The organism is Rhodococcus sp. PAE-6, from assembly GCF_025290685.1.
GTDB classification, from domain to species: domain Bacteria; phylum Actinomycetota; class Actinomycetes; order Mycobacteriales; family Mycobacteriaceae; genus Rhodococcus; species Rhodococcus pyridinivorans.
Genome location: NZ_JAOCLZ010000008.1, coordinates 236,716 through 256,963, shown reverse-complemented (window position 1 = coordinate 256,963; position 20,248 = coordinate 236,716). Strand labels below are relative to the sequence as shown.

The 20,248-nt window shown below is 68.3% G+C and carries 20 protein-coding genes; 8 read left to right on the top strand and 12 right to left on the bottom strand.

The annotated features are described in order from the left end of the window. Positions 1–76 precede the first annotated feature (76 nt). From NVV99_RS17455 to atzF, 3 genes are all read left to right on the top strand, one after another. Positions 77–763 carry a GntR family transcriptional regulator gene (locus NVV99_RS17455; protein ID WP_024101777.1) on the top strand — a complete coding sequence of 229 codons (687 nt, stop codon included), beginning with the start codon at positions 77–79 and terminating at the stop codon, positions 761–763. Positions 764–817: 54 nt separating this feature from the next. Next, positions 818–1,348: a carboxymuconolactone decarboxylase family protein gene (locus NVV99_RS17450; RefSeq protein WP_024101778.1), complete on the top strand. Its 531-nt coding sequence runs from the start codon at positions 818–820 to the stop codon at positions 1,346–1,348. 110 nt (positions 1,349–1,458) lie between these two features. Then, positions 1,459–3,183, top strand: a complete 1,725-nt coding sequence (atzF, locus tag NVV99_RS17445; RefSeq protein WP_051424845.1) for an allophanate hydrolase — start codon at positions 1,459–1,461, stop codon at positions 3,181–3,183. Positions 3,184–3,257: 74 nt separating this feature from the next. Here the strand turns inward: atzF and NVV99_RS17440 are convergent, their stop codons facing one another. The 4 genes from NVV99_RS17440 to NVV99_RS17425 form a co-directional block, all read right to left on the bottom strand. Next, positions 3,258–4,694: an acyl-CoA desaturase gene (locus tag NVV99_RS17440; protein WP_024101780.1), complete on the bottom strand. Its 1,437-nt coding sequence runs from the start codon at positions 4,692–4,694 to the stop codon at positions 3,258–3,260. A 28-nt stretch (positions 4,695–4,722) separates the two neighbouring features. Next, positions 4,723–5,820, bottom strand: coding sequence for a ferredoxin reductase (locus NVV99_RS17435; protein WP_024101781.1), 1,098 nt, complete (start codon positions 5,818–5,820; stop codon positions 4,723–4,725). Positions 5,821–5,888: 68 nt separating this feature from the next. Then, positions 5,889–6,221 (bottom strand): hypothetical protein, encoded by a 333-nt coding sequence (locus tag NVV99_RS17430; RefSeq protein ID WP_006553595.1) that lies wholly within the window; start codon positions 6,219–6,221, stop codon positions 5,889–5,891. Beyond that, positions 6,221–7,033: a methyltransferase domain-containing protein gene (locus tag NVV99_RS17425; RefSeq protein ID WP_024101783.1), complete on the bottom strand. Its 813-nt coding sequence runs from the start codon at positions 7,031–7,033 to the stop codon at positions 6,221–6,223. Before NVV99_RS17425 ends, NVV99_RS17430 begins: the two co-directional genes overlap by 1 nt. Positions 7,034–7,212: 179 nt before the next feature. Between NVV99_RS17425 and NVV99_RS17420 the strand changes: the two genes are divergently transcribed. After that, entirely contained in the window at positions 7,213–7,914 is a 702-nt protein-coding gene (locus tag NVV99_RS17420) for a metalloregulator ArsR/SmtB family transcription factor (RefSeq protein ID WP_242411651.1), read from the top strand. 74 nt (positions 7,915–7,988) lie between these two features. Here NVV99_RS17420 and lpdA read toward each other — a convergent pair whose 3' ends face one another. Beyond that, the gene (gene lpdA / locus NVV99_RS17415) at positions 7,989–9,392 is read right to left on the bottom strand and encodes a dihydrolipoyl dehydrogenase (protein WP_006553599.1); all 1,404 of its coding nucleotides are present in this window, start codon (positions 9,390–9,392) and stop codon (positions 7,989–7,991) included. Positions 9,393–9,432: 40 nt separating this feature from the next. On the opposite strand from lpdA, the gene NVV99_RS17410 reads away from it, so the two are divergent. After that, entirely contained in the window at positions 9,433–9,960 is a 528-nt protein-coding gene (locus NVV99_RS17410) for a TetR/AcrR family transcriptional regulator C-terminal domain-containing protein (RefSeq protein ID WP_024101785.1), read from the top strand. A 148-nt stretch (positions 9,961–10,108) separates the two neighbouring features. After that, the gene (locus NVV99_RS17405) at positions 10,109–10,768 is read left to right on the top strand and encodes a hemerythrin domain-containing protein (RefSeq protein WP_041803803.1); all 660 of its coding nucleotides are present in this window, start codon (positions 10,109–10,111) and stop codon (positions 10,766–10,768) included. A gap of 64 nt (positions 10,769–10,832) precedes the next feature. Here the strand turns inward: NVV99_RS17405 and NVV99_RS17400 are convergent, their stop codons facing one another. From NVV99_RS17400 to NVV99_RS17385, 4 genes are read right to left on the bottom strand one after another with little or no spacing between them, the layout of a single operon-like run. Beyond that, positions 10,833–11,471: a response regulator transcription factor gene (locus NVV99_RS17400; RefSeq protein WP_006553604.1), complete on the bottom strand. Its 639-nt coding sequence runs from the start codon at positions 11,469–11,471 to the stop codon at positions 10,833–10,835. After that, complete coding sequence (locus NVV99_RS17395; protein WP_024101787.1) at positions 11,468–12,703, bottom strand: sensor histidine kinase; 1,236 nt, start codon at positions 12,701–12,703, stop codon at positions 11,468–11,470. Before NVV99_RS17395 ends, NVV99_RS17400 begins: the two co-directional genes overlap by 4 nt. 26 nt (positions 12,704–12,729) lie before the next feature. Next, positions 12,730–13,530: an ABC transporter permease gene (locus NVV99_RS17390; protein ID WP_024101788.1), complete on the bottom strand. Its 801-nt coding sequence runs from the start codon at positions 13,528–13,530 to the stop codon at positions 12,730–12,732. Continuing rightward, positions 13,527–14,435: an ABC transporter ATP-binding protein gene (locus NVV99_RS17385; protein WP_041803439.1), complete on the bottom strand. Its 909-nt coding sequence runs from the start codon at positions 14,433–14,435 to the stop codon at positions 13,527–13,529. Before NVV99_RS17385 ends, NVV99_RS17390 begins: the two co-directional genes overlap by 4 nt. A 181-nt stretch (positions 14,436–14,616) precedes the next feature. Here NVV99_RS17385 and NVV99_RS17380 point away from each other — a divergent pair, with 181 nt between their 5' ends. Next, complete coding sequence (locus tag NVV99_RS17380; protein WP_024101790.1) at positions 14,617–14,907, top strand: hypothetical protein; 291 nt, start codon at positions 14,617–14,619, stop codon at positions 14,905–14,907. 37 nt (positions 14,908–14,944) lie between these two features. Here the strand turns inward: NVV99_RS17380 and NVV99_RS17375 are convergent, their stop codons facing one another. Continuing rightward, complete coding sequence (locus NVV99_RS17375; RefSeq protein WP_024101791.1) at positions 14,945–15,790, bottom strand: SDR family oxidoreductase; 846 nt, start codon at positions 15,788–15,790, stop codon at positions 14,945–14,947. Between the two features lie 30 nt (positions 15,791–15,820). Further along, positions 15,821–17,155: a wax ester/triacylglycerol synthase domain-containing protein gene (locus tag NVV99_RS17370; protein WP_080678586.1), complete on the bottom strand. Its 1,335-nt coding sequence runs from the start codon at positions 17,153–17,155 to the stop codon at positions 15,821–15,823. Here NVV99_RS17370 and NVV99_RS17365 point away from each other — a divergent pair. Then, the gene (locus NVV99_RS17365) at positions 17,154–19,172 is read left to right on the top strand and encodes a prolyl oligopeptidase family protein (protein WP_024101793.1); all 2,019 of its coding nucleotides are present in this window, start codon (positions 17,154–17,156) and stop codon (positions 19,170–19,172) included. The two genes, NVV99_RS17370 and NVV99_RS17365, sit on opposite strands and share 2 nt — an antisense overlap. Before the next feature lie 52 nt (positions 19,173–19,224). On the opposite strand, the gene NVV99_RS17360 is transcribed toward NVV99_RS17365, so the two are convergent. Beyond that, on the bottom strand, positions 19,225–20,229 hold the full coding sequence (locus NVV99_RS17360) for a LacI family DNA-binding transcriptional regulator (RefSeq protein WP_019291129.1): 1,005 nt from the start codon (positions 20,227–20,229) through the stop codon (positions 19,225–19,227). Between the last annotated feature and the right edge of the window lie 19 nt (positions 20,230–20,248).

Genomic DNA, 20,248 nt, shown 5'->3' with positions numbered 1-20,248 from the left:
AATCCGGGCGCATCACCTCGACGGGTGACGGTGGTGTCGACGCCGCCTCCACCGTCCGTGCGGCGATGGCAATCTGATGGCCGCCGACACACGGCGCGAGAGGGTCTACAAGGCCCTGCGCGATCGTCTGATGTCCGGGACCCCCTCCCCCGACGAACGACTCAGTGAAGAACGCCTCGCCGAGCAGTACGAGGTGTCGCGCACGCCGGTACGCGAGGCCCTCGCCCGACTGGTCTCCGACGGGCTCGTCGAACGCCGCGACCAGGGGCTGTACCCCTACCGTCCGCGCTTCGACGACCTCGCGGACCTGTACGAACTGCGGACCACCCTGGAGCTGCGCGGGATTCACCGCGCACTCGACGGCGAGTCGGTGCGGCACGATCCCGACGTCCTCGGTCCCGAGCTCGACCGCTGGTATGAGATCCGCGAGGATCCGCCCGAGCCCGACGCCGGCTTCGTCACGCTCGACGAGCGCTTCCACATGACGTTGCTCGCCGCCTCCGGCAACCGTGCCCTGTGCGACGCGCTGGCCTCGGTGAACGCCAAGGTGCGCCCGGTGCGGATGTTCGACTATCTGACCCCCGACCGCATCGTCGCGACCGTCGACGAGCACATCGAGGTCGCCGAGCTGGTTCTCGCCGACAAGCTCGACGACGCCCACGACCTGCTGCTCGCCCACATCGACACCTCGCGATCGGTGGTCGTGCGCCGGGCCGAGGAGGCACGCGCCTTCGCGCGGATGGCCCGGGCCGTCCGAGACTGACACTTCCGGTCGTGTCACGTGACCGGACGGGTCCGGTGCGGCACACTGGCGCTCATGACACCCCGCATCCCGCCCGGACGTTTCAAGGAACTCGGCCCGATCAACTGGGTGACATGGAAGGCCCTGTCCGCCGCCGGCGGCACCTCGGACGCCCACCTGTTCAGCACCCTCGGCCGCACCGGACGGCTGTTCCGCGGGTGGTTGCACTACGCCGGCATGCTCATGCCGTTCGGCCGTCTCGGCCGGTTCGAATCGGAGATGGTCATCCTGCGCGTCGCGCATCTGCGCGAGTGCGGTTACGAATTCGACCACCACACCCGCCTGGGTCGCCGTGCCGGCATCACCGACGAGGTGCGCGAGCGTATCGTCGCCGGACCCGACGCTCCCGGCTGGCAGGCGAGGCACTGCGCTCTTCTCGCCGCCGTCGACGAACTCGTGGCGACGAAGAATCTGTCCGACGAGACGTGGGCGTCGCTCGCGCAGTTCTACGACGACCGCAGGCTCATCGAGTTCTGTCTGCTGGTCACGCAGTACGACGCCCTTGCCACAACCATCGGTGTGCTGCGGATCGAACGCGACTTCTGATCCGTCCGCACCGGCCGGCATCGGTTCGGCGCGATCCCTAACAAGGCTGTTACACAACGTCACAGCAGCGTCATTGCTGGTCCATAGCGTATACAGCCATGTCCACAAAGATGTATACAGCTGCGGCGCCCGTCTCCCCGGTGAGGGTGTCCGCCACCGATCGCGTTCGTGCCGCACTGGGCCGCATCGACGAGGTGGATCGACCCGAGGTGTGGATCACGCTGCGCAGCGCCGACGATCTTCTCGCCGACGCCGCCGAAGTGGACGCACGGGTCGCCGCCGGTGAGTCCCTTCCCTTCGCCGGTCTGGTCGTGGCGGTCAAGGACAACGTGGACGTGGCGGGAATCCCGACCACTGCGGCATGTCCCGAGTTCGCGTACGTCCCGGAGGAAACCGCTTCGGGTGTCGAGCGTCTGGTCGCCGCCGGCGCCGTCGTGCTGGGTAAGACCAACCTCGACCAGTTCGCCACCGGTCTCGTCGGCACCCGCAGCCCGTACGGGGCGGTGCGGTGCGCGTGGGATCCCGAGAAGGTCTCGGGCGGTTCGAGTTCCGGTTCGGCGGCCGCGGTGGCGCTCGGCATCGCCGACATCGGGCTGGGCACCGACACGGCCGGTTCGGGACGGGTACCCGCCGCGCTGCACGGAATCGTCGGCATCAAGGCCACTCTCGGCGTCATCCCGGTGCACGGCCTGGTCCCGGCCTGCGTCGACTACGACTGCCTCACGGTCTTCGCGACGTCGCTCGACCTGGCGGCGACCGCGGTCCGGATCATGGCCGGACCCGAACCCCGCGACCCGCGCAGCAGGACCTGGCCCGCGGATGTACGACTCGCCGCGCCGAACACTCTGCGCGTCGCGGTGCCGCGCGCCGAGGATCTCGAAGCGTTGTGTGAGGAGTACCGCGACGCCTTCGCCCGCACGGTGACCGCGGCACGCGAATCCGGCATCGAGATCGCAGAGGTGGTCATCTCACCGCTGCTCGATGCTGCCCTGCTTCTCTACGACGGTGCCGTGGTGGCCCAGCGCTACGCGGCCGTCGGCGAGTTCCTGTCGACGGCACCGGAGGGTGCCGATCCCACGGTCGCCGCGATCGTCGCCGGCGCGAAGAAGCCTGCCGCCTACGAACTCGTCGAGGATCTCGACACCCTCATCCACGTGAAGGCGTTCGCGCGTGAACTGCTCGCCGGGTTCGACGGGTTGCTGCTCCCGACGACGACGGAACACCCGACGATCGCCGCGGTGCAGGCCGATCCGATCGCCATCAATCGTCGGATGGGCACCTACACCAACTTCTGCAACCTGCTGGACATGACGGCGGTGGCGGTGCCCGGTGCGCCGACACCGGCCGGTGAGCCGTTCGGGGTCATGGTCGTGGTCCCGGCCTTCGGCGACCAGGTGGCCGTGGACGTCGCGGCCGCGCTGAACGGTGTGGACGCACCGCGCGTGGTCGAGTCCGGCGTCGAACTCGCGGTCTTCGGAGCGCACCTGCGCGGTCAACCGCTGCACTTCCAGCTCGAGGAACTCGGGGCGCGCTTCGTCGAGGAGGTGTACACCTCCGACGCGTACCGCCTCGCCGCGTTGAACACGACGCCGCCGAAGCCGGGCCTGGTGCGTCACGCACCGGGCGAGGGCGCCGCCATCGTCGGTGAACTGTTCCGGTTGTCGGAGGCCGGACTGGGTCGGTTCCTCGCCGCGCTGCCCGCCCCGATGACGTTGACGAGTGTCGAACTGGCGGACGGACGGTGGGTCGTCGGCTTCGGCTGCACGCAGGACGCAGCCGCCGACGCGGTGGACATCACCGAGTTCGGCGGCTGGAAGGCATACCGGGCGTCCTGACCCCGGCTCCGGAGTGCAGTTCTCATCGGCGAATTCGCGCATCGTCGACGACAACTGCACACCGGACGACGTGATCAGCGGGGTGGCGGATCGACCTTCACGCCGCCGCCCTCGTGTTCTGGTCCGGCGTCGGGATGGTCGGCGGGCAGACGGTCGCGGAACCGTGCGGCCTCGCTGGGAACGGGACCGCCGGTGGGGTCCTGCGAACGACGATACGGTCCGGGCTTCGGACGGGGCTTGCCGCCCGGGAAGGCGAGCCGGGCGATGGTGCGGTGCACCATGAACCACTGCTTGCCCAATCGCCCCGAGTTGTAGGGCAGTTCGTAACGCTCGCAGATGTCCTTGACCTTCGGCGCGACCTCCGCGTAACGGGTGCTCGGCATGTCGGGGAACAGGTGATGCTCCACCTGGTAGCCGAGATTGCCGCTGAGGATGTGGAACAGCGGGGTGCCTTCGATGTTCGCGGCGCCGACGAGTTGCCGCACGTACCACCCTCCACGCGACTCGTTCTCGACCTCCTTCTTCGAGAAGGTATAGGTCTGGTCCGGGAAGTGCCCGCAGAAGATGATCGCGTGCGCCCACACGTTGCGGATGATGTTGGCCGTGATGTCGGCGAGAACCGTCGCGAGGAAGGTCTTCTCGACACCGGGCAGATACCGGTCGGCGAGATGGGCTGCGGTACGAAACTTTCCGGACCGGCCCTTGCCCATCGGTCCCTTGCTCATCGACCGCAGTCGCCGGCCCAGACGCGAGGTCTTCGGCTGGGGCAACCGGCCCTGCAGCGCGACCTGCGCGAGACCGAACAGCGCGGCGCTCACCAGCGGCCAGCCGACGTAGTCCTTGACGAACTGCGCGCGGGCCTTGCCGAAGATGCCCTTCAGCTCCTCGATCACCTGACCGGTCGACTTCTCGCCGGCCCACAACGCCTCGAGGTCGAGGTCGTGCAGCGCCACACCCCATTCGAAGAGCACGGTGAGCAGCGCGTTGTAGAGAGGTTGCGCCAGGTAGACGGGGTGCCACTTCTGGTGCGGGTCGATCCGCATGATCTCGTAGCCGAGATCCTTGTCGAGGCCGCGGATGTTCGTGAACGTGTGGTGGATGTAGTTGTGCGAGTGCTTCCACGCCTCCGCGGTGGAGGCGGTGTCCCAGTCCCACACCGACGAGTGGATGTCCGGATCGTTCATCCAGTCCCACTGGCCGTGCATGACGTTGTGGCCGATCTCCATGTTCTCGAGGATCTTCGCCACTCCGAGACAGGCTGTCCCGGCCACCCAGGCGGGCTTGTACGACGACGCGAAGAGCAGTAACCGCCCCGCGACGACCAACTGCCGTTGCGCGGCGATGACGTTCTTGATGTACTGCCGGTCCTTGTCGCCGAGACTCGAGTACACCTCGTCGTGGATGGCGTCGAACTCCTTGGCGATCTGCTCGAGATCGTCGTCGCTCAGATGCGCGAGCGGACTGTGTGGTTCCCGCGTCCCGGTGTCGGCCCTGTCGATGCTTCTCGTCACGACGCCCCCTGCTTCGAAGCCGGTTGCTTCACAGTTCTATTTCGATGTCACCCTCCGCGGTGTGGATGCAGGTACGCACCGCAGCCCCGGTGGGCTCGCTCACCTCGTCGGTCCGCAGGTCCCGGAGTTGCCCGGATTTCAGCGTTCCGACGCACGTGTGGCAGATGCCGATACGGCAGCCGTATGGCAACTTCAGGCCGGCGTTCTCGCCTGCGACCAGGATGGGTGTTCCCCCGTCGCACTCCACCTCTTTCTCGCTGTCGAGGAAGTGGATGGTGCCGCCCTCGCCGCTCCCGGCATTCCCACCGATGATCGGCTGGAAACGTTCGAGGTGGAATCTTTCGGGATCACCGTGTTCGTCCCAGTGTTCTTCGAGGGCGTCGAGCAGGTCGCGCGGGCCCGAGCAGAAAGCGTCGCGTTCGCGCCAGTCGGGGCACAGATCGCCGAGGTCGTCGGGGGTGATGCGGCCGCGGTCGCCGCTGAGCCACAGCTCGAGACGCATTCCGGGATGCCGCTCGTCGAGGTCGCGCAGGGTCGAGCCGAAGATCACCTCGTCCTCGGTGTGGGCGGAATGCACGACGACGACGTCGTCGATGCGGTCGCGGTGGTCGAGGCTGCGCAGCATGCTCATGATCGGGGTGATCCCGCTGCCCGCGCTGATGAACAGCATCTTCGCGGGCAGCGGGTCGGGCAGGGTGAACACGCCCTCGACCTCACCGAGGCGGACGATGTCGCCGGGCTCGAGTTTGCGGACCAGGTACGGCGAGACCACGCCGTTCTCGACGAGTTTGGGTGTGACGCTGATGAGCCCGTCGACCGGATCGGGGTCGGAGGTGAGCGAGTACGCGCGCCAGTGGTAGACCCCGTCGATGACCACCCCGAGCCGCACGTACTGGCCCGGCTCGTGACCGCGCCACTCGTAGGCCGGGCGGATGAGCACCGATGCGGCGTCGCCGCCCTCGGGGACGACCCGCTCCACACGACCGCGCAGTTCGCGGGTCGTCCAGAGCGGGTTGATCATCTCGAGATAGTCGTCGGGCCGCAGAGGTGTGAACAGGTGCCGCACCGTGCGCAGCAACCATCTCCGAACCGGGTGCACGTGTGGGCGAGCGCCGCGTTCCGCCATGGCGCAACACTACGCGGGCGCGCACACCTCACGTGCACATTCGTCGCCGATGTGGGATCGGTGACAGCTCAGCGCAGGATCGTCAGCTGCACCACGGAATCGGCGTTCGCGACGAGGCGGTGCACGATGCCGGCGTCGACGTGGACGGCGGTACCCGGTACGAGCGACACGGTCTCGTCGGCGGTGCTGAACGAGATGTCGCCGGTGACGGCCTGCACGAGGATCGGAGCGCCGGCCTTGTGGTCGTCCATCGTCTGCCCGGCGACGAAGGACAGACGTACCACGGTGGCACCGGTGACCGCCGCGAGCTTCTCGATGCGTGGCCCGCTCCCCTCGCCCGCGTTGAGCTCCGCGAGCCCCTCGATACGGGTGAGCTTGCCCTCGACCTGCTGTGTACTCATCACGCTTCCTTCTTCGTGGCGACGATCTCGATCGCGACCAGATGCTTCTTGTACTTCGTGAACGTCGACCGCATCTGGAGCACCCGGCTGCGGGCGTCGGAGTCGCGAAGGACGTTGCGAACGAACTTCAGGGTGCCGGGCAGGCCCTCGTCGGCGAGGATGCGCTTGGGTTCGAGCAGCGCCATGGGAGCGAAGCCGATCTTCTCGACCTCGAATCCGTTCTCCTCGAACAGGGTCCGCCATTCCGCGGCGGTGAGCGGGCGGGCGTTGACCTTGATCGAGCGCGCGAGCGACGTGCGGATCTCGGTCTTGACCTCGTCATCGACCTCGTCGGGTTCGATCGCGAGTTCGTGGATGGCGTACCGGCCGCCCACACGTAGCACCCGGCGGGCCTCCTGCACGATCTCCGCCTTGTGCCTGTCGGTCTGCATGGTCAGCATCGCCTCGCCGACCACGACGTCGGCGACCTCGTCGTCGAGTCCGGTCTTCGACGCCTCGCCGCTGACCACACTGCCTCCGCCGGCGATGGCCTTGCGCGTCAGTTCGGCTGCCGTCTCGTCGGATTCGACTCCGGTGTAGCTGCCGGGCGAGTACGCGAGGATCTCCTGCGCCGTCCGGCCGAGGCCGGGCGCGAACTCGACGACGTCCGCGCCACGCAACCTCGCGTCGGCGAGCACGCGTGCCGTCAGTTCCTTACCGCCGGGCCGCAGCACACGCTTGCCCAGGCGGGCGAGCAGCCAGTGTCCCGGCAGGTGGGCGGTGTCCCTACCCGCAAGGGGGAGAGCGTCTTCCGATGCGTGCTTGTCCGCCATGTTCTGCACTCCTTCTCGCGAGGGCAAGGGTGGCTACGGTTCCGAGGCTCTCCGGACCGGTCGTAACGTGGACGGTGCGTCGGTTGTCGCCTCCATGGCGCCGACTATAGAGGATTTTCCTCCTTTTAATAAGGTGACCCTCACCTGAGAGTCACCGCGGGCGCGACGGGAGAGGGGACTTGGCACGGCGGGTGAAGCAACTCGAGCGGATTCTCGGCCTGTTGCGGGAGTCCTCGGGCCCGGTCGACGCCCATCATCTCGCCGCCACGCTCGACCTGCACGTCACGACCGTCCGCTTCCATCTCGCGGGCCTCGGGGAGGAAGGTCTCGTCCGCACCCGGCAACTTCCGACCGAGCGGGTCGGGCGCCCGCGCCTCGGCTACGTCGCGGTGAAGGAACCGTCCTACACCGATCTCGTCGCGCTGCTCGCCGCGCGGATCGGGGGCACCCCCACCGAGCGCGAGGACAAGGCGTTCGAGGTGGGCTCGGACTGGGCGGGCATGCTCGCCCTCGCCCTCGCCCTCGCCCTCGCCCTCGCACCCGCGCCGACCGTCGACGCCGGCACGCTCGTCATCGACGCCCTGCAACAGTTGGGTTTCGAGACGCAGAGCGCGACGAACGCCTTCGGCACCCACAGCCTCACGTTGTGCACGTGCCCGCTCGCGGAGATCGCCCGCACGAATCCCGAAGTGGTGCACGGCATCCAACGCGGATTGATCCAGCGTGTCCTCGACGACCACGCCGACCTGCTGCGCAGCCGCTACACCGTCGACGTCCGGCCCGACCCGCAGGACGGTAACTGTCTCGTGCAGCTGGTGCTGCGCCCGGAGAAGGGCGGAACGACGTCAGCCCGCGACGACGGTCGAGTCGTCACGGGCTGAGCCGGTACATCCGAGCGGGGATCCGCCCACACGGAAGAAGGGTGAACGCGGGGCCTCGGGTCGGCCCCGCATCCTCAGAAGTTGATCATGTGTCCTGCGAGACCATGGATGGCCTCCTGCAGCGCCTCGCTCAGAGTCGGGTGCGTGTGGACGTTGCGCGCGAGCTCGTTGACCGTGAGGTCCCACTTCTGGGCCAGGGTCAGCTCGGGCAGCAGCTCCGAGACGTCGGGGCCGATGAGGTGGCCGCCGATGAGCTCACCGTGGGTCTTGTCGGCGATGAGCTTGACGAAGCCGTTGGGATCGCCCAGACCGTGCGCCTTGCCGTTGGCGGTGAACGGGAAGGTCGCGACCTTCACGTCGTAGCCCTCGGCCTTCGCCTGCTCCTCGGTGAGACCGAAGGAGGCGACCTGCGGCTGGCAGAAGGTCGCACGCGGCATCATGCGGTAGTCGCCGAGCTCGAGGGTCTCGGCACCGCCGATGGTCTCGGCCGCGACCACGGCCTGCGCCTCCGCGACGTGCGCGAGCTGAAGCTTCGCGGTGACGTCGCCGATGGCGTAGATACCCTTGACGTTGGTGCGCATGCGCTCGTCGATCGCGATGGCACCGCGGTCGGTGAGCTCGACGCCGGTGTTCTCGAGGCCGTAGCCCTCGACGCGCGGCGCGAAGCCGACCGACTGCAGCACCTTGTCGACCGTGACGGTCTCGACGTTGCCGGACTTGTTGTCCTTGATCTCGACGGTCACCTTCGAACCGTCGTCCGAGATCTTCTGCACCGCGGCACCGGTCTTGATGGTGATGCCGAGCTTCTTGTACGCCTTGGCGATCTCCTTGGAGACGTCGGCGTCCTCGTTGGGCAGTGCGCGGTCGAGGAACTCGACGATGGTGACGTCGACCCCGTAGTTCTTCAGGACGTAGCCGAACTCCATGCCGATGGCACCGGCACCGACGATGACGATGGACTCGGGGAGGTCGCGGGTGAGGATCTGCTCCTCGTAGGTGACGACGTTGTCGCTGAGCTCGGTGCCCGGCAGCAGCTTGGTGACGGAGCCGGTGGCGATGATGACGTTGTCGAAGGTCACCTGTTCGGTGCCGCCCTTGGTGAGGGTCACCTCGATGGTCTTGGCGTCGACGAACGAGCCCTTACCGTCGTATTCGGTGATCTTGTTCTTCTTCATGAGGAAGTGCACGCCCTTGGTGCGCCCGTCCGCGACCTTGCGGCTGCGGTCGTAGGCGGCACCGAAGTCGAAGGACACGTCTCCCGAGATGCCGAAGGTCTTGGCCTCTTTGTTGAAGAGATGTGCCAGCTCGGCGTTGCGGAGAAGTGCCTTCGAGGGGATGCAGCCGACGTTCAGGCAGACACCACCCCAGTACTTCTGCTCGATGATGGCGGTGCTCAGTCCCAGCTGTGCCGCGCGGATAGCAGCGACGTACCCACCGGGACCGGCTCCGAGGACAACGACGTCATAGTGTGAGGTCACGGATATACAGGGTAGTCCCGCCCGATTCCGGTGTCTGCCGATGGTCCGGTTACCTGCCGGTAGCTACCGGGCCGGAGCCGAATACCGCTTCGCTCCGCTGACCGGTGACGTGCGCGCCGACGTACTCGACGTCGCCGAACAGTCCCGCGCAATCCACCGCCGGCATCCCTGGCTGAGCCAGGTCACAGCATCGACGCTCGGCCCGAACTCGATGCGGTATCTCGACCACCTCGTCGGCGCCCTCGCCCCCGCCGGACTCGACCCGACCGCGACGATGACCGGAGTCGCCCTCCTGTCGGGGTGGGTCACCAACTTCGCCGCGCAGGAGGCCGCCGGGATGTCTGCAGGGGCGGCCGGCGGCGGAGCCGCGCACATCGCCGCAATGCTCGAGCACGGCGACTACCCGCATCTCACCGCCCTGATGACCGGCGCGTCCGCCGGAGGATCCGCAGGTGATGTCGCAGATGCGGACAGCCGCAGCGGTGCGGACGACGGATCCGATGCGAACGACCGTGCGTTCCGCGCCGGCATCGACGCGCTCCTGTTCGGCATCGCGCCGACCCGCTGACATCAGCTGCCGGCTCCCTGCAAGCGCCGGAGTGATGATCACGGACCGAGCGCGCGGAGACATTCTTGGCGACCACTTGGTGCGCGACGATCTCCGGCGCCCGCTCGGCACCAAGCCGGTTCCAAGTCCGGCCGCGCACGCTACCGACATGACTTCCGCATCCCTCACCCCGCGCCTCACCACCGACGACGACCTGCTCGGAATGCGGCTCGCGCACCGCGTGATCCTCCGCGACGTCACCCGGCTCCGCGAACTGGCGGACCGGATGCTCGCAGATCCGTCGAGCTTCGACAGGGCCCGCTACGCGGCGACCGCCGACTATGTCGGACTGTTCGTCGCGAGTCTCTACCACCATCACAACGTGGAGGACCTCGCACTCTGGCCGCTGATCACCGCGTCGGCCGGACCCCACGTCGACTTCACCGAACTCACCGACGACCACGACGAACTCGACCCGCTCCTCGACGAACTCGGCGAATTCACCCGCGGGCTCCCCGACCCCGCGGCAGTGGCCGGCTTCGCACGCACCCTCCGCACGCTGAGTGAGCACCTCCACGAGCACATCGCGGACGAGGAGCGAACGGTCTTCCCGCTCATCACCGGGCACGTCTCCGCCGACGCGTGGCAGCGGTTCGAGAAGGACGCCCAGCGCGGTGGCCGGGCCGACTTCGACCTCACCCGCTTCTTCGCCGTGATGACCGAGGACGAGACCGAGCGGGTCCGCCGCGAACTGCCCCTTCCGGTGCGACTGATGGTCGCGGTCTTCTCCCGTCGGCAACGACGCCGCGAGCGTGCGGTGTTCGGCTGACCCTGCTGTTCGGCTGACCCTGCTGTTCGGCTGACCCTGCTGTTCGGCTGACCCTGCTGTTCGGCTAACCCAGGATCCCGCGGTCGTAGGCGACTGCGACCGCGGCCGCCCTGTCCTTCACCTCGAGCTTCGCGAAGACGTGGGTCAGGTGGGTCTTCACGGTCGCCTCGCTGATGAACAGCTCCTGGGCGATGGCCCGGTTCGAGGTGCCCTTCGCGACGAGCGCCAGCACCTCACGCTCCCGGGCGCTGAGCGCCTGCGGGGCGGTGGGTGTCCGCATGTGGTTCATCAACCGCGACGCGACCACCGGCGACAAGACGGTCCGTCCCTCTGCCGCGGCCCGCACCCCGGCGAACAGGTCGTCCCGCAGAGCGTCCTTGAGCAGGTAGCCGGTCGCGCCGGCCTCGATCGCAGGCACGGTGTCGGCGTCCGTGTCGTAGGTCGTCAGCACCAGGACGCGACTGCGCGCACCTCGCGCGACGAGTTCGGTGATCGCCTGCACTCCCCCGCCTCCCGGCATCCGCAGGTCCATGAGCACCACGTCGGGGTCGAGTTCGAGCGTGAGGGTCACGGCCTCCGGACCGGAGGCAGCCTCTCCGACCACGTCGAATTCCGGGGATGCGGCGAACATTCCGCGCAGGCCGTCCCGCACGACGGGGTGGTCGTCGACGATCAGCACGGTGATCTCGTCCGCGTCGGTCACGACATCCTCCCGGCCCTGATCAGCGGCACCCGCACCGAGACCGCGGTCCCCACACCCGGTTCGGACTCGACGTCCACGACGCCGGCGATCCGGTCGGCACGGGACTGCATGCCCCGCAACCCGAATCCGTCGCCCGGTGTCGCGCACGGATCGAAACCGCATCCGTCGTCCCGGATGTCCACACTCACTTCGTCGTCCATATAGGACACCGTGACACCGGCACGGTGTGCGGAGGAATGCTTGGCGACGTTCGCGAGGGCCTCCTGGGTGATGCGGAACAACGTCACGCCGATGTCGTCGTGCAACGGTTCGGTGGTGCCCGTGACCGTGAGATCGACCCGGATCCCGTGTTCGGCCGACCATCTCTCCACCTCGTGGGCCAGCGCATCGTCGAGCGTGCGGTGCTCGAGTGCCTCGGGAGCGAGATTGCGCACCGAGCGGCGGGCATCGCCGAGGCTGCGTCGTGCAAGGTCCGTGGCCCTCTCGACGTGGCGCCGCGCCGCCTCCGGATCGGCGGTGTCCTGTGCCGCCTGCAACTGCGTGACGATCCCGGCCAGGCCCTGGGCGAGGGTGTCGTGGATCTCCGCGGCGAGCCGGCGGCGCTCGTCGTCGATCCCCGCTTCCCGGGCATGCACCAGCAGCTGCGCGTGCAGGGCCTGGTTCTCGGACAGCGCGTTCTCGAGTCGGACGTTGGTGCGTTCGAGTTCGGTGATCGCAGCGAGCCGTTCGAGACTTCGCTGCTCGTCGCGTTCGGCGAGCCTCATCATCAGCATGGAAATCGAGGCGTTGAGCACGACGAGGAGCCCGAACGCGATCCACATCGTCGTGTCGTCCGGCGGCAGACCACCCGCCTGCGAACCCGCCACCGTCACGGCGGTGACGATCAGCCCGAACCGGATCCAGCGGTCCGGCAGCATCGCGTGGGCATCGAAGTAGCCGGAGGCCGCGTAGATCGCGAAGAACGGGTTGAGCCAGCTCAGGACGAACGCCAGTGCGGACCGGAGCAGGTAGTAGACCGCGTCGCCCTCCGGCATCGACCGGCGGCGGCGACCGCGCCACAGTTCCAGACCCACCGCCACCGCGGTGAGCACCGCTGCCGTGTACCGCTCGGCGGGACTCATCAACAACGTCGCGGTGCCGACGGACAGGACGGTGCCGGTCGCGAGCATCCCCACCGGCGCCCATCTGTAGGTCCGAAGCCACGGATCGTCGGTGGTCGTCGGTGCCGTCATGGCTTCCAGGATGACGGTCGACGCCGTCACTGCCAACGGAACCACCGGATCGCCACGCCGGTCAGGACGACGGTCCAACCCACCACGACCGCGATGCCACCGAGGTTCGGCAGGCCGCCCGCGGCGGTCTCGTCGAGCAGTTGCGCTGCGGCACCGAAGGGTGTCAGCTCCACGATCCGTCGCAGTAGCTCGGGCATCGCCTGCACCGGAAGCCATACGCCCGCACTGAACATCAACGGGAAGAACACGATCGTGCCCAGCGTCTGGGCGATCCGCACGGACGGTGCCACCGCAGCCAGTGTCCCTCCCGCGCTCAGTGCCGCAGCGAGAGTGACGAGTACCGCGAGTGCGTATCCCCACGGCTGGGCGGGGAAGGCGACTCCGAAGGCCGCCCGACCGACGATCAGTGCGAGGAAGACCGACGCCAGGACCGCGATCGCGTGCACCACGATCTGTGCGGTCAGCAGGTGCGACGGACTCGCCGGGGTCACGGCGAGCCTGCGGAGGATTCCCCGTTCTCGGTACGACGACAACACCGCGGGCATCGTCTGGACACCGGCCACGATCATCGCGAGGAGGATCGCCACGGGGACGTACAGATCGATCACCCGCAGACCACCGAGGTCCGGATCCGGTTCCCGGAAACCGGGAATCAGGCCGAGGATCACGAGCAACAGCGTGGGGAAGACGAGGATCCAGAAGAGCGCCCCGGGTTCCCGCGTGAACAGTCGTGCCTCGGTACGCAGAACGGCGGTCGATGCGGACATCGCCGGGGTGCTCGTCGTCGACGTCTCGACGAGCCTGGTGCGGACGGTCGGGTCGGTCATGACGTGCTCCTGGTGTCGGTGAGATCGAGGTAGGCGTCGTCGAGGGTCGCTTCGGCGATGCGGAGGCGTTCGGCCGTGACGCCGAGGCGTGCCAACAGGCCGAGTACCGCGTGGATCGACTCCTCACTGCCTTCGACGGCCACCCGTTCCCGGGCGGTGTGCACGGAGACGACGCCGGGCTGGGCTTCGAGGAGCGCGGGGTCGAGCGGACCGGACGGGTGGAACGAGACCACGATCGCTGCGGACGACTGCCCGATCAGCTGGGCCGGGGTCCCCAGCGCACGGATGCGCCCGGAATCGAAGATCGCGACACGGTCGCAGAGGCGTTGTGCCTCTTCCATGAAATGTGTGACGAGCAGGACGGTGACGCCGGAATCACGCACCTCCTCGATCAGTTCCCAGGTGTCACGGCGCCCACGCGGGTCGAGTCCGGTGGTGAGTTCGTCGAGGACGACGACGCGCGGTGAACCGATGAGTGCCAGTGCGATGAACAACCGCTGTTTCTGGCCCCCGGACAGTTTCGTGAACGGGGTGTCGAGCATGCGGCCGAGTCCGAGGCGTTCGGCGAGCACATCGCCGTCCGCGGGTCGGGCGTAGAAGGCCGCGTACAACCGGAGGGCCTCGCGCACGGTCAATTTCGGCTGCAGCTCACTCTGCTGCAACTGCGTGCCGAGCAGTTCGGTGACGGCCCGGTGGTCGCGGACCGGGTCGAGGCCGGCGACGCGGACGGTGCCCTCATCGGGTTTTCGCAGACCCGAGATGTGTTCGACGGAGGTCGTCTTCCCGGCCCCGTTCGGACCGAGGATCCCGAAGATCTCACCTTCGTGGATCTCGAAGCTCACGCCGTCCACGACGGCGCGACCTCCGTACGACTTGTGCAGATTGTTCACTTCGACGATCGGCATGCATCGAGCGTCGCGCGGAGCACCGGTCCCGCACATCGTCCGTCCGTCTCGATCGGATGTCCCCCGATCGGATGATGGCGAGGGTCATCCGGTTCGGGCATGATGTCGCCGTGCGTGTTCCCCGTCGAAATCAACCCGCGCGGCGCGAGGCCGCTCGGGTGTTCGACACGGGAGAACCCACATGGAATACAACGCAATGATCGAAATCGACGCCGACCTCGATCTCCTGACCGACGACGAGACCGTCGACCTCATCGAACCGATCGTCCCGCACCACGGGGCGGTGGGCCGCAGCGACAACGGTCGCGCCCAGCTCATCATCACCGTCGACGCCGTCGACGCGATCCACGCCCTGCGGTTCGTGCGCGACCTGATGCAGGACTCGTACTCGTCCTACCGCGTGAACGCGGTGGATGTATTGCCCACCAGCGCGTTCGACGCGATCTACGGTTTCGGCGACTACTCCGCCTGATACGGGAGCGCGGTGAGGGTCCGCGCTGCGCGGACCCTCACTTGCGGCGCCCGAACCTGCGCATGCCGAGCAGGTAGCGCGGGATCGACCGGAACGGGACCCGCACCGGCCAGTCGTCGGGACGGAAGTACGCCTCGGTGCCGCCGTCGACCACCACGACGCTGCCCGTCATGAAGTCCGCCGCCGGGGACAGCATGAATTCGACCCACTGCGCGATCTCGTCGGGCTTCCCGAAGCCCCCGAGTGGAACGGGGAAGCTCTCCACCACCTTCCCGAGGGGGCTCTCGAGTTGCGCGTCGAGCAGCGGGGTGGAGATCGCTCCGGGCGCGAGGATGTTGAGGCGGATGCCGGCACCCGCCCACTCGGGGGTGACCGCGGCGCGTCGCGCCCATCGGGTCACGGCGATCTTCGACGCCGCATAGGTGAACGGCGGGCCCGCCTGCGAGATGCGGGTGGTGTGCGCGACGCCCTTGTCCATGTCGCCGGCGAGGAATGCCTTCACCGCCGAGTTCGGCACGCCGGGAGTCGTGGTCGTCGAATTGGATCCGAACACCACGACCTTGCTGTTCGCGGAGGCGGCCAGAGCTGCTCGCCATCCGACGAGCAGGTCGATCACGCCGCGCACGTTGACCTGCGCGATGATCTTCTCCTTGCCGGGGGTGGGGCCCAGGCCCGCGGCGAGCACGGCACCGTCGAGGCGGCTGCCCGCCAGCTCGAGCGTGGCCCGGACGGCGTGGGAACGGCCCTCCGGAGTGGATAGGTCCGCCGTGACCTCGGTGTCCTTCAGGTCGATGCCGATCACCGTGTGCCCGGCGGCCCGCAGCCGCTCCGCGCTCGCCCGGCCCATTCCCGAGGCGGCACCCGTCACCGCATAAGCCGCCATGTGCCCCTCCATCGTTGGATTCGGGGCACGTTACAGCGAGGCGACCGCCTCGTGCAGCAGGGCGACGTACCGAGCGAGACCTGCCGCGTCGAGGACATCCGGGGAGGTCGTCACCGACAGGGTCACGGTGTCGCCGATCCCGTGCACGCCGTGGGTGAGCGCCTGCACGGGCGACAGGCCCGGGAAGCCCGAGGTGAACCGCACCCGCCCGCCACCGAGTTCCAGGTCGGCCGGACCTCGGTAGACGCTCGACACGACGGTGTTGCCCGTGACGGTGGGTGGGACGACGGACAGGTCGAGTCGGTCGGTACCGAACCGCAGCAACGGTGCGGGGACGTGGTCGTCGGTGCGGACCCGGATCGCCATGGCGGGGTGCCGCGCACGGATCCGCTGCAACGCCAGGTCGGCGGCGATCGCCGCGGCACGTGCGTGCGGGTCGCGGATCGCGCAGTGCAGGTCGACGCCGACGTTGCGGTAGCTGTTGCGGGCCGTGCCCGGCGCCACCGCGACCGGCACCTCGGCGGACAGTTCGTCGACGCCGAGGAACTGCGACAGGGCAGCGCCGATGGCCGTGAGCGCGCCGATGGTGACCGTGCCGACGCTGCGCAGGGCGGCGGAGTCGAACACGAGTGTGCGGACCGTCCGCCGCGGCCCGGGTGCGGTGTTCACAGCGACCAGCGCCCTCCCCGGGGTGGGTGGCGGCACCGAGGGGTCGGCGAGCTGTCGCGCCGCATCCACCGACCGCCGCCCGTCGGCGATCACCCGTGGAATCGAGAACGGCAGCCGCAGGACGGCACGCGTAAGCATCCCGGCGGGCGAGAGGGCGCGCGGCGGTGTCGTGGGTGTCGCGGTGCCCGCCAGCAGATCGCGGGCGAGCGCGGAGGAGCGCACCCCGTCGGCGAAGGCGTGCGACATCTGCAGGACGACCACGAGGGCGGGACCGTTCCCTCGCGGAGCACCCGTGACATGTGGGAAGACGTGCAGTCGCCACGGCGAGACGGTGACGTCGACGCGGGTCGCGACGAGCCCGGACAGCGCGACGAGCATCTGTTCGTAGCTGCCGGATTCGTGGACGACGAACCGGTCTTCTGCTTGGGTGTGCGCTGCCCAGTAGGGATAGTCGAGACCCGCGGGTACCTCGACCATCCGTACCTGCAGCTCCCCCATCACCGCCGCCCGCGACCGCAGTTCGTCGAGCACGTCGGCGACCGGAGTCGCGGGGGCGTCGAAACAGTAGAGGGCGAACAGGTCGCCCGGGATGCGGTCGCCGAGCCATTCCCGGCGCGCGTCCGACGGATGCATCTGCACGAGGTCACAGTCTGCCTGCCGCCGGAGGCACGTGCGGGGCGGGTATGAATGGATCATGAGCGACGACACGACCGATCCGTACCTATGGCTCGAGGACGTCACCGGCGAGGAACAACTCGACTGGGTGCGTGCCCGGAACGACCGAACGGTCGAGGAGTACACCCGCACCGAGAGCTTCACCGACCTCGAATCCCGCATCCGCGAGATCCTCGACACCGACGCCCGCATCCCCTATGCGCGTCGGCGGGGCGAGTACCTCTACAACTACTGGCGGGACGCCGAGCACGTACGCGGCCTGTGGCGTCGCACGACGATGGAGCAGTACCTGCGCGACGAACCCGAATGGGACGTCCTCGTCGACCTCGACGCCGTCGCCGAGGAAGAGGGCGAGAACTGGGTGTGGTCGGGTGCCCAGGTGCTGCGGCCCGATCAGACCCGCGCGCTCATCAGCTTGTCGCGCGGTGGTGCCGACGCGAGTGTGATCCGCGAGTTCGATCTCGTCGAGCGACGATTCGTCTCGGGCCCGGACAGTTTCGAACTACCCGAGGCGAAGACGGACATCGGGTGGATCGACTCCGACACCGTCTATGTGGGAAGCGATTTCGGCGACGGATCGCTCACCGACTCGGGTTATCCGCGACTCGCGAAGCGTTGGCGGCGCGGCACTCCGATCGATGAGGCCGAGACGGTCTTCGAAGGTGAGCGCACCGATGTTGCTGTCTCCGCCTGGTACGACAACACTCCCGGATACGAGCGCAGCTTCGTCGACCGCGCGATCGACTTCTACCGGGCGCAGCGTTTCGAACTCACCGCGGACGGCGAGCTCGTCGAACTGGATGTTCCCGACGACGCGCGGGTGAGCGTGTACCGCGACCACCTGCTCGTGCGCACCCGCTCCGAATGGCTCGGCCATCCCGCCGGCACGCTGCTCGCCGCGAACTATCCGGCCTTCCTCGCCGGCTCGCGTGAGGTGACGGTGCTGTTCGCCCCGGACGAGCACACCTCGCTCGAGCAGTACGCGTGGACGCAGAATCACCTGCTCGTCGTCACACTGCGCGACGTGCAGACCCGCGTGCGGGTGCTCACACCGGGTGAGGACGGTTGGTCGGACGAGGAACTGCCCGACGTCCCCGATGCCACGTCGACTTCGATCATCGACGTCGATCCGCTCAACAGCGACGACTTCTTCCTCAACTCCAGCGGTTTCACGATCCCTGCGACCCTGCTGTCGGGGACGGTCGGCGGCCCGGTGGAGGCGATCAAGCAGGCCCCGTCGTTCTTCGACGCCGAGGGCATCACCGTCGAGCAGTTCTTCGCGACGTCCGACGACGGCACGCAGGTGCCCTACTTCGTGGTCGGCAGCAACACCGGAACCCCGTCGCCCACACTGCTGTACGGGTACGGCGGGTTCGAGAACTCGATGGTGCCGGCCTACAGCGGCGGCGTCGGGCGGGCGTGGCTCGAGAAGGGCTACACCTACGTCATCGCGAACATCCGCGGTGGCGGCGAGTACGGACCCAGCTGGCACACGCAGGCCCTGAAGGAAAACCGGCACAAGGTCTTCGAGGACTTCGCCGCGGTCGCGAAGGATCTCGTCGCGCGCGGGATCACGACGGCCGAGCAGCTCGGCACCCAGGGCGGCAGCAACGGCGGTCTGCTCATGGGCGTGATGCTCACCCGCTATCCCGAACTGTTCGGGGCGATCGTGTGCCAGGTGCCGCTGCTCGACATGAAGCGCTACCACCTGCTGCTCGCCGGTGCGTCGTGGATGGCCGAGTACGGCGACCCCGACAACCCCGCGGAGTGGGAGTTCCTGTCGAAGTACTCGCCGTACCAGAACACCGACCCGGATGCCGACTACCCGCCGATCCTCGTCACCACGTCGACGCGCGACGACCGGGTGCATCCCGGCCATGCGCGGAAGATGGTGGCGCGGCTCGAAGAGCAGGGTCACGAGGTCCGGTACTACGAGAACATCGAGGGCGGCCACGGCGGCGCTGCCGACAACGCCCAGGCGGCGTTCAAGTCGGCGCTGACGTTCACCTTCCTGGCGGACAAGCTCGCGAACCGGTGAACTTCGGGGAGGCTGTGTGCGTTCTCGTCGAGAAAGACGCACACAACCTCCCTCATCTCGCCGGTCCGGTGGACTCGCGGACGACGAGCTGCGTCGGGAGCACGAGTTCGTCGGCCACCGCGACCCGCTCGTAGGCCTGCCGGGCGAGCATCTCGATGGCGCGCGCCCCGGCGTCCTCGGTGCGTTCGGCGAGCGTGGTGAGCGACGGCCGGCACAGGTCGGAGCCGAAGATGTTGTCGAATCCGACCACGCTCACGTGCTCCGGGACGGACACCCCGCGTTCCCGCATCCGGCGCAGCACCCCGATGGCGAGCATGTCGTTGTGGCACACCACCGCGGTGGCACCGGCCGCCACGGCGGCGTCGGCCGCGGCGGCACCGCCACCGAGCGTCGGCGAGTAGGGGCCGAAGCGACGCACCGCGATGCCGTGAGCCTGCGCCGCGGCCTGCAGACCGGCCCAGCGCCGCGCTCCCGACCACGACTCGGGCGGACCGCCGAGGAACAGCAACGAGCGGTGCCCGAGCGACGCGAGGTGGTCGACGATCTGCCGCGTGCCCGTCTCGTAATCGGCGACAACGCAGGAGATTCCGCGGATCGCCCGGTTCACCAGGGTCACGGCGTCGAATTCGGCGACGCGCCGCAGCTCGTCGTCCGGCATACGGGCGGCCGCCAGGACGAAACCGTCGACGGCCGGCCCCAGCCGCCGGATGATGTGCGCTTCGGTGGTCGCGCTCTCCTGGGTGTCGGCGAGGACGAGGGTCCGGCCGGAGGCGACGGCGGCGCGTTCGGCCCCCTTGATCACGCCCGAGAAGAAGGGGTTCGTGATGTCGGGGACCAGCAGCGCCAGGGTGTTGGTGCGTCCCGATTCGAGGGCGCGGGCCGCGGGGTTGGGTGCGTAGCCGAGCCGGTCGGCGACCTCGAGGATGTGGTCGCGAGTGGCGGCGTTGACGCGACCGGGCTTGGTGAACGTGCGCGAGACCGTCGACGCCGCGACCCCTGCCTCGCGGGCCACATCGGTGATGGTGGCGCGTTTCCGTGAACGCGGAGAGGCCGACATACGGACAGTATGGCAAAAA